This is a genomic window from Actinomyces oris (genome assembly GCF_001929375.1).
GTDB classification, from domain to species: Bacteria; Actinomycetota; Actinomycetes; order Actinomycetales; family Actinomycetaceae; genus Actinomyces; species Actinomyces oris_B.
Map to the genome: position 1 here is coordinate 1 of NZ_MSGO01000091.1, position 11,234 is coordinate 11,234.

Genomic DNA, 11,234 nt, shown 5'->3' on the forward strand with positions numbered 1-11,234 from the left:
CCGAACCCATCTCCTGTCCGCCACGATCCTGAAGGAACACCCCCCCTGGCCCCCGGAAAGGCCCGACCACCGCGGCCCGACACGCGGCAGACCGTCACACCCGACCGGCATAATCAGCCCCACGACACCGGCAACGACGCCACCCAACCCCACTCAACCAGACGATGAAAGATCGAGGCTAGGCGGAGTGAATGCCTCGTGATACGAAACGTGGGTTCCCCGGTGCGTTCGGTGTGCATTGGATGAAGCATGGGAGTTAGTGGCGTGCTTAGTTGGGTTCGCGTCAGTGGGCTACGGAGGACTGTGGAGATGCTCTTGTATTAGGGCAGATGCTGAAGGGATGAGACTGGCGGATTTAAGTACGATGAGAATCGTTATCGATTATGATAGTAAGATATTATAGTCGACTATCACCCCTTCTTCAAGCAGCAAAAATACTACTAAAATTCGACGCGGGTCTGCATTAGATTGATAGCGTCAACGTCGAGGTTGACACTACCAATGAGTCGCGCAGCTTGATTTAAAGTTGTGGGCTTGGATTGAGACATCATGGAGGTCACGATGTTCACTTACACTGCTGATGTAAGCCCCCACGGAAATGTAAATGTCCGTCGCGTGTGTGGAAACTGTGGCGGCACGTTCTATATTGTGTCGGGTGCTCAAAATTACCGCTGCCCCCATTGTGACAGCAAGCAGGGCTAATGAATAGGGGTGATGTGCGGCGAGGGAGGTGTTGTTGTGGCTACCTGGAGCGATCTCGTGCGATTCATAGATCGCACTTACAAGTATGAAATGTTGAGTGAGAGCATACTGAAGTTGGTGTTCAATGTATCTGACCTGAGGAGTCAGATTGTTCTTGTTGAGCATGCCTTCAATGATTCTCGGACTGAATGGTGCAGGATGAGTTCCCCGATCGGTAAACTTGATGCACCCGAGGTGATCTATGCTGCACAACGATTGGGTGACACTCTTTTGGGGGGTGTCACCATGATTGATGATATGGCATATGTGACTACGTCAATACCTCTTCAAAACATTGATGCAAATGAGATAACAGATTCGATCGAGGGAATTGTTAGTATTGCGGATAGGCTCGAGGCTGACATTCTTGGGACTGATGAATACTGAGAAGTGCGCCTATTTCTGCAGTTGTAACGCCTTGCCCAGGCTGTTGTCGTCCTAGATAGGCTAGCTGTTGAGGGTCATGAGGTTGTAGTCATGGGGTGTTGGGGGCAGCGAGACCTGGGCTGTCAGGATGGGTGGTGCTGAATCATCCTTCCGACAGGAGAAAGCCTCGCTGCCATGACCCACTGTAACGCTCCTTTGACGCCTCAGGGCCGTTACCGGCTCGCGATGCGTGTCTAGGCTGGTCGCCCCATCGCTCATGTAGCGGCTGAAGCCGGTATCGCTCGTGCCACGGGTGTCGAAGTGGGTCGATCCATACCGCCAAGGAGGAATCTCGGAGCTTGAGAACCGCTGCAGCGCCGGGACGGTGGACCTCATCGAGCACTGGCGCCGTACCCACGAGTGATCTGCCTGCCGCATCTGCCACGAGCTGGTTGTGCGCCGGGCGGTGATGTCGGTACGCACCGTGACCCGATGGCTGGACTGAGCCGGTCGCCGTCGGCCATCTGTCCATGTCCGCCGTCGAAGCCAAGAGGGCGTGACTCCTCTTGGTCTTGATGTCGTGCTGCATGAGCGAGCATCTGTTGATATCTGCTCCGTCATCGTAAATTGCAGGGCGTATAACCGCTGTACACATGAGTTGTTTAGCGGATATACTGCTGTAGTGAAGGTGCGAGAGCTCAACCGACGGATTGAGGCGCTGGGAGGCGTCATGACTCGTCAACGTGGTTCGCATCGACGGTACGAGGTGGTGTCGGCCAAGGGGGTTCGGGCCTTCACCGTTGTTCCTCAACATGCTGGAGAGGTGCCGGTGGGAACGCTGGCTGCGATCGATCGCGACCTTGCGCCGGTCCTCGGGAAAGGGTGGACAAGACGATGACGACGTATGACGTGACGGTGAGTCGCGAGGCGGACAACTGGCTGGCGCAGTGCGTTCAGGAACCCGTAGCGCATACCTGGGCCCCTACTCTTGCAGCGGTGCGTGCTGAGATTGTCGATGCCATCATCCTTGCGGCGGACCTGCCAGAGGGGGCCGTCATCGACGTCCGTCTTCTTCCGGATGATGGTCTGCCGGAGTACATCGTGCGGGCCCTCAAGGTCGGTAACGACCGGATGGCGCTCCGCTCCGCCGAGGCGGCCTTGCGAAGCGCGACCGAGGAGTCAGTGCACGCCATGCTGGCGCAAGGACACAGCGTGCGCGATGTTGCCGGCGCCGTGGCGCTCACTCCGGGGCGGATCGCGCAGCTGTCCGCCTAACGGCTGGCGCTCATCTCGCAGCCGAGGACTCCTCGGCGCGATGGCGCAGCTCGCGCACGGTGGCGTGCGGATCCTCGCCGGCCGGGAACCCGCGCAGGCGCCAGTACATGGCCAGCAGGGAACCGGTGATCGTGTGCCAGAAGGTCGCCACCGCGCAGGGTGCGGCCACCGCCGCGCTCAGGTACTGCAGGGCGAGCGTCGAACCGAGCCCCGCGTTCTGCAGGCCCACCTCGATACCGATCGTGCGCCGGTCGGCCCGTGAGACCCCGAAGGCTCGCGCCACGGCGTAGCCCAGGGCGTAACCGGTCGCATTCTCCACGGCGATCGCGGCGAACATGAGCGGCCCCGCAGTGGCGATGAGGGGCCGGCTCTTGGAGGCCACGGCCGCCACCACCGCGGCGATCGCCACGACTGAGACCCACGGCATCGCCGGCTGGATCCGCGCCACCTGCCGGTGGAAGAAGACGTTGCAGGCCAGACCCGCCCCCACCGGCAGCAGCACGATCTGCACAATCGACAGCGCCATCGACCCGGCCGGTACCTGCATGTAGGTGCCGGCCAGCCACAGGGTCAGCAGCGGGGTGATGATGGGGGCGAGCATCGTGGAGAAGGCCGTCATCGACACCGAAAGCGCTGTGTTGCCCTTGGCCAGGTAGCTGACCACGTTCGACGTCGTCCCACCGGGCACGCAGCCGATGAGGATGATGCCCACCTTGAGCTCGGGGGACAGGGGCAGCAGGTTCGCCACGCTCCAGCCCACCAGCGGCATAACCGCGTACTGGCTGAGCACGCCCAGAATGACCGGCTTCGGGTGACGGGCGATCATCGTGAAGTCCGGGATGGACAGGGTCATCCCCATCCCCAGCATCGTGATGGCCAGCAAGGGCGTCATGTAACCGGCCAGCGGCACGAAGGTGGAGGGCGAGAAGAAGGCGGCGAGGAAAGCGCCGAACATGATGAGTGGGAAGACCGTCACCGCGATGCGGGCGCTGCGGTCCTGCCTCTTCTCGGAGGCCGCATCTGTGTCAGCGCCAGTGTCAGGAGGGGGTGTCATGGGATGCCTCGGATCATCGGTGGAGCGTCAGCGGGGATACGCGCGGCGACGATAGTCCGAGGAGTGATACATCGCCGTCTCAGTCCACCGTACGGACACGCCTCAGGTCCCGAGACCCGAGGCGCTATTCGAGCTCGTCGTCAGTGTCGACGTCGTCGGAGTCAGGCTCGTCCTCGGGCTCACGCCACACCTCGTCGCAGCGGTGGACGCTCGTGGCGATGAGGCGAGCGTTGGGCAGGTCCACCGTGCGCACCCAGTGGCCGGCGTCGAGGGCGTTCCTGCCGAAGTCCTCGTGCCGGTTGATGAGCCGCACCACGAGCACCTCCTCGGGCACGTCGATGTGGATGAGCAGGTCGATCCGCTCGCGCACCGCGCCCCAGCCGCGTGTCTCGAGCGCAAGGTAGTTGCCCTCGGTGACGACGACGCCGGTCCCGGAGACGACGCCCCCGGCCGACACGGACTCGTGGAGGTCCCGCCGATAGACCGGGACGAAGACCTGGTGGGCGCCGTCGGCTCTCACCCGATCCAGGGTCGCCAGGTATCCCTCGACGTCGAAGGTGTCGGGTGCGCCTTTGCGGTGATGGCGGTCCAGCTGGTCGAGGACGGCGTTGGACAGGTGGAAGCCGTCCATGGGGACGAGGCCGGCGAAGACTCCGGCTGCTTTGAGCCTGGCCCCCAGCTGCTCGGCAAGCGTTGATTTGCCCGAACCGGGAGCCCCCACGAGCCCGACGACGAGGCGTTCGGGTGCGCCGTCCTCCGCCAACCGCTGTGTGAGCTGGTCGACGAGTCTGCTGACAAGGGTGGGGGTCTCGCCCACCCGAACCGTTGGGCTCATGGAACTATTATCTCAGTCAACTAAGTGGCTGAGGCCTGGAAGCGGTATCTGTATCCATTGTGATGCTTTGCCGTTCCTCGTCTTCACGGGATCGGGCTCTCTCGGGAAAAAGACAGCAGTCCCTTCCTGCCGATGTCGACGGCGGAAGTCGACGGGAGTTGAAGCCAGCTGGGGCAAGGCCGGGACCTCTGGTTGGACTTGCCGGCCACCCGCTCCGGGGTCAGCACGGCGCCGGTGGCGTGCTCCCATATCGCCGTCGGGCTGCGACAGCCCGCCAGCACTCCGGTCACGGCCAGGGACAGGACTGGGACGAAACGGCTATTGTGATGGCGGGCACGGTCGTAGTCTGAGGGAGTCCGCTATGCCGCGCGGCACGAAGTGGGTGCCGTACGCGACTCTTCCGACGTCAGGAAACACACCATGGCAGAGTCCTCTCAGTCGTCACCGTCCTCTTCCTCCCTGCCGCCGGCCACCTCCTCACCCGCCTCGACCTCGGAGGAGGCCGGCTCGACCGTCAGCCGCATCAACGCTCGCATCATCGGCATCTGCGTGGCCGCCGCCCTGGGCGGGTTCCTCTTCGGCTTTGACACGGCCGTCATCAATGGCGCCGTCGACGCCCTCTCTGACCAGTTCGCTCTCAGCGACGCACTCAAGGGCTTCTCCGTCTCCTCGGCGCTCATCGGCTGCACGGTCGGCGCCTGGTTCGCCGGGCCGGTCTCCAACCGGATGGGGCGGGTGCCGGTCATGCTCATCGCCGCTGTCATGTTCCTGGTTTCCGCACTCGGCTCGGGGCTGGCCTTCGGCGTCATCGACTTCATCGTGTGGCGCGTGGTGGGCGGCCTAGGAGTGGGGGCGGCCTCCGTCATCGCCCCGGCCTACATCGCCGAGGTCTCTCCGGCGAGCGTGCGCGGCCGTCTGGGCTCCCTCCAGCAGCTGGCCATCGTCGTCGGCATCTTCTCCTCCCTGCTGGCCGACGCCTGGTTCTCCGGTCAGGCCGGCGGGGCCGCCAAGGAGCTGTGGCTGGGCATGGAGGCCTGGCGGTGGATGTTCATCGCCGAGGGGGTGCCGGCCCTCGTCTACGGGCTCTTCGCCTTCCGGCTGCCGGAGTCCCCACGCTTCCTGGTGGCGCGCGGCGACTACGACAAGGCCTCCCAGGTGCTCTACGACTTCACCGGAATCATCAACGTCAACCTCAAGATCGAGGAGATCCGCTCCACCATCGACTCCGAGAAGCGCGAGTCCCTGTCCGACCTGCGCGGCTCAGCGCTGGGGCTCAAGCCGATCGTGTGGGTAGGTATCCTGCTGTCCGTCTTCCAGCAGTTCGTGGGCATCAACGTCATCTTCTACTACTCGACGACGCTGTGGCGCACTGTGGGCTTCCAGGAGTCCGACGCCCTGAACATCACAGTCATCACGTCGGTCACCAACATCGCGGTGACGATCCTGGCGATCCTCCTGGTGGACAAGGTGGGCCGCCGGCCCATGCTGCTGGCCGGCTCGTTCTTCATGACGATCTCGCTGGGGCTCATGGCGCTGGCCTTCTCCTTCGCCAACGTCAGTGGTGATGAGGTGACCCTGGAGGCGCCGTGGTCGCCGATCGCGCTGGTGGCGGCGAACCTGTTCGTCGTGGCTTTCGGGGCGACCTGGGGGCCGCTCGTGTGGGTGCTGCTGGGCGAGATGTTCCCCAACCGGATCCGTGCTGGGGCGCTGGCGGTGGCGGCTGCGGCCCAGTGGGTGGCGAACTTCTTCATCTCCACCACCTTCCCGACCTTCGCCAGCATCAGCCTGACCTTCGCCTACGGCTTCTACGCCGTCTTTGCGCTGCTGTCCCTCATCTTCGTCTTCTTGCGGGTACCCGAGACCAAGGGCAAGGAGCTCGAGGAGATGGAGGACCTGGCGGTCTGAGGCGAGCTGGAACCTACGCAGCCAGGCTCGTGATCGTCACCTTTCGCTTGAGGCTGTGCCCCCAGGCGTATTGGATCCAGCGGGTGGCACCATGGGTGCCGAGCCCCGGCATCGCTGGAACCAGTGTGAGTGCCACTCCGCAGTTGCGCAGAAGAGCCTGGGCTCTCTGAATGGCCTGCACAGGATCCTCGACTGTGAGGGAGCGGAGCGCGGGAAGGGCTGCTTCCAGCTTGTCACGATCGTAGGCGGGGAAGTCTCCTAGGGTGCAGCTTCGTTCCGCAGCCTGGCGGGCCAGAGTCGCCTGGTATTCGGTCTCATGGAGGTCCCAGATGCGGGCAGGGACACCGGTGGTGTTCTCCAGCCTGAGCGCCATGTCGTGGCTGAGTGGGGCCTTGCCTCGGAGCAGCTCGCTGACGTGCTTTCGACTCACATCGAGTCGGCGGGCAAGCTCAGCGGCATTGATGCCCTCCTCTTCCATCCACTCCTCGATGAAGTCCCCGGTAGGCACGACGTAGTCGGGGTGTGCGGTGTACGTGGCCATGCCTGCCTTCCTTTCAGGTGCTTCGGTGGTCTAGTGGTAGTCGACGATCTCGATGACGCAGGCGACGACAGGAGTGCCGCCTTCATCGGTGACGATGAGTCGCCAGTTGGTAGTGATCCGGGCTTGGTTGATTGTCGGGGCTTGGACCTGCGTAAGCCTGTCATACCTCGATGGGTACGGGGGTGACGGGGACGCTGAGCTGTGTCGCGATCGGAGTGTAGAGATCGGCTCCCTGTGTGGAGGTGCTCAGCGAGACCAGGAGTGCGTACCGGACGGGTAAGTCACGGCGGTCACGTCGATTGTTGTTCTTCCACCAGCCACCGACGGGGTAGACGGCGATATGGTCGCATGCTGCAAGCTCGGCGCCGGTGCCCTGCCACTCGTCCTGGTGGAGTGAACCGTAGTGTCGTGCCCGCGTGCCGAGTAGCCAGTGATTCGAGTGGCTATCTGTGGACGAGTAGTCCTCGTCCTCCTCTTCCTGAGCCTGTCGATTCACTCGCGCGAGGAAACGCTTCACGTTGATGTCGGTCGGGGCTTTGAGGTCGAAGCGGAGGCCGTAAGAGGCATACGTGTACTTCCCCTTCCAGCCGCGCCGCGTGGCGGAGGGCTCGATGAAGTAGGACAGCGTGATGCGTAGGCGCACGTCGGCTTCGCCAAGTGACTGAAGGACGTCGCGAGGCCAGGGCAGGGAGTGAAGCCGAAGCTCCCGCATCGCATATGTCTCATCGAAAGGGTGGAACTCGTCCTGAACTACCATGGTGACCGCACGGTGAGATGACGTGAGGACCGTTTCCTCCGTCGGTACTCCCCACCCGTAGCGACGCAAGAGGCGAGCTCGGCCGCTCTTGGTCTCGCATGCATCCAAATGTGTGCGCATCCGCTCAGTCCACCTGGCCTCATGAACCAGAAGAGCCCGTACGGTCTCCGGCCAGTAGGAGGGGTAACGGCTCATGGTGAGTGCTGCTAGCCGTGCGGCCTGCGCAGTAGCGGCGCTCGTCGCATTGGCCGATGTCAGGTCCACATCGTTCCTGATACCGGTGGACCTGAGAGAAAGAAGAGGGTGCTTGGGTTCTGCAAAACTCTGCCTGTCCAAAAGAACGTTGCCTCCCTCCAGGCATATCTCTGGCTTGATGGGCCATGGTTTGTCGCCGAATAGTAAAGAAGTCCGGCTGTGGGGGGAGAGTTCTCCGGCGGGTGCTACTAGAGAGTAACTATGAAAGCTCGGGTCGCTCGGAACCTGATCGAGTTGAGTAAAAGCACCAACCGTTAGTGCATTCCATGACTGTCCGGGATTTCGGATTGGGGACATGTCTGAGTTGTCTAGGTGATTGATCGTGTAGGAGTTCGCGTCCACGTTCGCCGCAGAGACGATAATGAGACGTTTTGCATCGGGGTCTGGTTTCGAGATGAGAGAAAATCCGTCACTGTGAACTTGAATGTCTGTGCCTACGGCGAGGGCGTCTACCGTTGCCGACCAGAGTGTCGGCCGGCCGGGGTTGGTGTCAGACTTTGTGCTGACAGGCATGCAGAAGGTACGTCGACGAGAGGACCCAGCCTCCGGAATGGAAATCGCATGAATGGTGGCGCTGGCATAGTCACGCTGCTGAGCTCCTGCAGGAGTGGGGAAGATTTCTACAGACTCTAGGCGATGCTTTAATCTGATTGTTTTTGTTCCTAGAAGAAGATCATCCAGGTGCTCACCGTAGAGCGCAATTCCTGCCATTGATGTGCCATGGCCGTGACGATCATGACCGGTTGAAGCTGTGAAGATCGAGTGCTGGTCGCTGCTTGCCAAGGATCCCTTGAGGAGGGTGTGCGCTCGGAAGACTCCGGAGTCGAGGTGGCACACAACTGGAGCCCCCACTTCCGCTGGAATAACCCTTGTGGAGAAATCAAGAACATATTCGAATCGCTCACTGTCGGAGAGGTCCTCGATAGTGTCAATGAATGAGGGTGTGCGAATCTCAGTGAAAGGCAGGTCTGTTACAACAAGTGTCTCAAGTTGTTGTCGTGTGGCTCGGATGTGCACGATCAGCGAGTCTCCAATTCGTAACTGTCGATCAGAGATCTCGAGACTAAATGACTTTATAATGCGCTCGAGCAGGCCGGGGCGCTCTCGGCGCTGGTCAAGCCACAGCTCCCACCAGATCGCTCCTCCGTAAGGAGGATTGCCTTCTGATGTCCATAGGTCATTGAGATAAGTTTCCCGAATGTGAGAAATATTGGCAATCAACGCATTGTTTTTAGGTTGATTTTTTTCGTCACTGGTGGTGAGATAGTCCTCAAACAGCTTGAAAAACTGGTGTCGGAAATCGTCGGCAACCCATATATTGGCTCGTTCAGGAGAATCCTCTGTAGCAGGGTGAACCGATAGAAGAAGCCACTTCGGTTTCCTTGATGTCTTACCCTTCCGCGTCAACTGTGTCAGAGAGTCAAGTTTCAGTTCGAAGTCGGCGTTGACGCCCTCAAGGGTTAGGTACGTCCCATTGGCTTGTAGTACCGGATCAAGATCCTGGGAGTCTCGGGCTTCCTGTTCTTTCGTAAATACGGCATCAATCTCTTCGATGAGACGCTTGCCGTGAGTCTTGCTATCTACAGGCCTGATAGCCGTCGTTCCCATGCCGCGTGCGGTCCGTGGCTTGGACTCAACATAGCCATTGACGTTGAGGTGATCGAGGCGGGGTGACTCGGACATGGCCTACCCCAGGCTGGCGGAGCGGCGCGCGGCAAGTGCCAGCTCAAGATCTGCTCGTGTCACCACAGCGTCCCCTCTCATGAGCGCAGCCTTAGCGGCTGACTCGGCTGCCTTGACGATATCCGCATGACTGAGTCCCTCTGTGCGTGAGGACAGCCCGGTGAACGCGACGCCCTTGGCAAGTGACCCCAGGCGCTTGCGGATGACCGCCTGGGCTTGTCTGCCACTCGGCAGCGAGTAGGTGAGGACGGCGTCGAAGCGACGGAAGAGTGCGCGATCCAGGATGGAGCGATGGTTGGTGGCCGCAACCACGATTGACTCCGGGCTCGCTTCCTCCAGGAACACCAGGAATGAGTTGAGGATGCGTCGCGCTTCGCCGACGTCGTTGCCGCTTCTGTCTCCGCCCAGGGCGTCGAACTCGTCGAAGAGGTAGACCGCGCGGTGGGTGGCGACTTCGTCAAACACTGTCCGCAGCTTGGAGGCGGTCTCACCCATGAACTTGCTGAGCAGGCTGTCTAGACGCACGGTGTACATCGGAAGTGAGAGCTCAGAGGCGATGACAGAGGCAGTCATGGTCTTGCCTGTACCGGGTGGGCCCTCGAGAAGCAGACGATGCATCGGGGTGAAGCCGTGCTCGATCAGAACGGACCGCTGCCGCTGTTCCTGGATGACCTGCGTGATCTGCTCGCCGAGCTCGGGCGAGATGACGAGATCGCGCAGCCGTACCTGTGGCTGAGAGATCTCAACCAGACCGGCGATGTCTCCCTCGGGGCGCGGAAGTGTGGCTACCGTAGCAAGGGATGAGCGTGCTCGTTGACGAGAGGAGTCGACAGCCTTCTTGATGTCAGAGGCGAGTCGGTGGTGCCCCTGGCGGGCTTCTCGAGCGGCGACCTGCAGGGCGACGGAGTAGAAGGCGTCCTCGTCACCGGAGGCGTGACTGCGCACCATGGCTGTGATGTGTGCACCGTGACCTGCCACAGATGGACTCCCTTCCATGTTCGCCTGAGTTGTCACCGTCATCGTACGGCACGCCAGTGACACATTCCCCGGTGCCGCGCTGGGATCGCTCTCACGTCCACCAGTAGATCGTGCTTGTTGCGGACGAAGTGGCTTTCGCGCTGTGTCGACTTGCCTGGCGCAGAGATGCGTCCAGGTGGGTTTATGTGGTTGCTGGGGTCAGTTGATCGGAAGAATAGGGTAGTTTTATTTCGTAGTGCTTGATCGCATCTATCGGGCTCTCGTGTAACTGCCCCACGGCGTTGCGTAACAAGTGTACTCCGTGTGCGTCAGTGAAGGCGATCTCCACGCCGGGGCGGGCGCTCATCCCGCGCCATCCTTTGGGTGCGGCGAGCTGCCATTCGCCTGGAAGGAGTGTGGTTAGTTTTCTTCTATAGTCGTCTGGATAATGTTGCCCGTTCTGCTCGTTGATGACGAAGGTTGCAACACAGCGATACGCAGGAGAAAAGGACTGGTTGCTAATGCGTATAATGTCTTCAGTCTTCTGATCTGATTTCTGGTTCGTCAGAACCCAGGCAGTGATGCGTGCCGCCTGTTCTCTTCTCTTGCCGCTGCGCCTCCACCATGCTTCCAGGGCCAAAGTGATTGTGGCGATAAGCGTTGCACCGGCGGTTCCTACTGCTCCTATCCAGGAGGCCCAGTCTTGGCTAGTCATAACTCGACTTGCGTAGGAGTTTCTGTGGGCTTTACGGGCTCTTCGCGTTTGAGGGTGTGGTAGCTGGAGCCTATTGAGTTCATAGGTGGGGTGGGTGCGTCGTTGCTTGGGTAGGGGTCGAGGTCCCCCGATGATGGGAGCTGCTACACA

Annotated in this window: 10 protein-coding genes; 4 read left to right on the plus strand and 6 right to left on the minus strand. The window is 61.0% G+C overall.

Annotated elements, in window-relative coordinates; translation table 11 throughout:
- The first annotated feature begins 738 nt into the window (after positions 1 to 738).
- From BKH32_RS13820 to BKH32_RS13090, 3 genes are all read left to right on the plus strand, one after another.
- A complete protein-coding gene (locus BKH32_RS13820) occupies positions 739 to 1,128 on the plus strand; it encodes a hypothetical protein (RefSeq protein ID WP_143222856.1) in 390 nt (129 codons plus the stop codon).
- A gap of 667 nt (positions 1,129 to 1,795) precedes the next feature.
- Positions 1,796 to 2,005: a type II toxin-antitoxin system HicA family toxin gene (locus tag BKH32_RS13085; protein ID WP_256692004.1), complete on the plus strand. Its 210-nt coding sequence runs from the start codon at positions 1,796 to 1,798 to the stop codon at positions 2,003 to 2,005.
- Between the two features lie 98 nt (positions 2,006 to 2,103).
- The gene (locus tag BKH32_RS13090; protein WP_256275234.1) at positions 2,104 to 2,382 is read left to right on the plus strand and encodes a hypothetical protein; all 279 of its coding nucleotides are present in this window, start codon (positions 2,104 to 2,106) and stop codon (positions 2,380 to 2,382) included.
- Positions 2,383 to 2,392: 10 nt separating this feature from the next.
- Here BKH32_RS13090 and BKH32_RS13095 read toward each other — a convergent pair whose 3' ends face one another.
- Both BKH32_RS13095 and BKH32_RS13100 read right to left on the minus strand, forming a co-directional pair.
- Positions 2,393 to 3,436, minus strand: coding sequence for a bile acid:sodium symporter family protein (locus tag BKH32_RS13095; RefSeq protein ID WP_075250423.1), 1,044 nt, complete (start codon positions 3,434 to 3,436; stop codon positions 2,393 to 2,395).
- A 124-nt stretch (positions 3,437 to 3,560) separates the two neighbouring features.
- Positions 3,561 to 4,271, minus strand: coding sequence for an NB-ARC domain-containing protein (locus BKH32_RS13100; RefSeq protein WP_075250424.1), 711 nt, complete (start codon positions 4,269 to 4,271; stop codon positions 3,561 to 3,563).
- 420 nt (positions 4,272 to 4,691) lie between these two features.
- Between BKH32_RS13100 and BKH32_RS13105 the strand changes: the two genes are divergently transcribed.
- A complete protein-coding gene (locus tag BKH32_RS13105) occupies positions 4,692 to 6,176 on the plus strand; it encodes a sugar porter family MFS transporter (RefSeq protein ID WP_075250425.1) in 1,485 nt (494 codons plus the stop codon).
- 13 nt (positions 6,177 to 6,189) lie between these two features.
- Here the strand turns inward: BKH32_RS13105 and BKH32_RS13110 are convergent, their stop codons facing one another.
- The 4 genes from BKH32_RS13110 to BKH32_RS13830 all read right to left on the minus strand — a co-directional run bounded on the left by BKH32_RS13110 (position 6,190) and on the right by BKH32_RS13830 (position 11,084).
- Entirely contained in the window at positions 6,190 to 6,717 is a 528-nt protein-coding gene (locus BKH32_RS13110; protein WP_075250426.1) for a HigA family addiction module antitoxin, read from the minus strand.
- A gap of 160 nt (positions 6,718 to 6,877) precedes the next feature.
- The gene (locus BKH32_RS13120; RefSeq protein ID WP_075250427.1) at positions 6,878 to 9,412 is read right to left on the minus strand and encodes a S8 family peptidase; all 2,535 of its coding nucleotides are present in this window, start codon (positions 9,410 to 9,412) and stop codon (positions 6,878 to 6,880) included.
- A 3-nt stretch (positions 9,413 to 9,415) separates the two neighbouring features.
- Complete coding sequence (locus BKH32_RS13125; protein ID WP_218638479.1) at positions 9,416 to 10,360, minus strand: AAA family ATPase; 945 nt, start codon at positions 10,358 to 10,360, stop codon at positions 9,416 to 9,418.
- A gap of 211 nt (positions 10,361 to 10,571) precedes the next feature.
- A complete protein-coding gene (locus tag BKH32_RS13830; RefSeq protein WP_143222857.1) occupies positions 10,572 to 11,084 on the minus strand; it encodes a hypothetical protein in 513 nt (170 codons plus the stop codon).
- Positions 11,085 to 11,234 lie beyond the last annotated feature (150 nt).

What these genes read in the sequence shown, in the direction of transcription:
- BKH32_RS13095 (WP_075250423.1), bottom strand. Translation starts at nt 3,436, where the DNA reads ATGACACCCCCTCCTGACACTGGCGCTGACACAGATGCGGCCTCCGAG.
- BKH32_RS13100 (WP_075250424.1), bottom strand. Translation starts at nt 4,271, where the DNA reads ATGAGCCCAACGGTTCGGGTGGGCGAGACCCCCACCCTTGTCAGCAGA.
- BKH32_RS13105 (WP_075250425.1), top strand. Translation starts at nt 4,692, where the DNA reads ATGGCAGAGTCCTCTCAGTCGTCACCGTCCTCTTCCTCCCTGCCGCCG.
- BKH32_RS13110 (WP_075250426.1), bottom strand. Translation starts at nt 6,717, where the DNA reads ATGGCCACGTACACCGCACACCCCGACTACGTCGTGCCTACCGGGGAC.
- BKH32_RS13120 (WP_075250427.1), bottom strand. Translation starts at nt 9,412, where the DNA reads ATGTCCGAGTCACCCCGCCTCGATCACCTCAACGTCAATGGCTATGTT.
- BKH32_RS13125 (WP_218638479.1), bottom strand. Translation starts at nt 10,360, where the DNA reads ATGGTGCGCAGTCACGCCTCCGGTGACGAGGACGCCTTCTACTCCGTC.
- BKH32_RS13830 (WP_143222857.1), bottom strand. Translation starts at nt 11,084, where the DNA reads ATGACTAGCCAAGACTGGGCCTCCTGGATAGGAGCAGTAGGAACCGCC.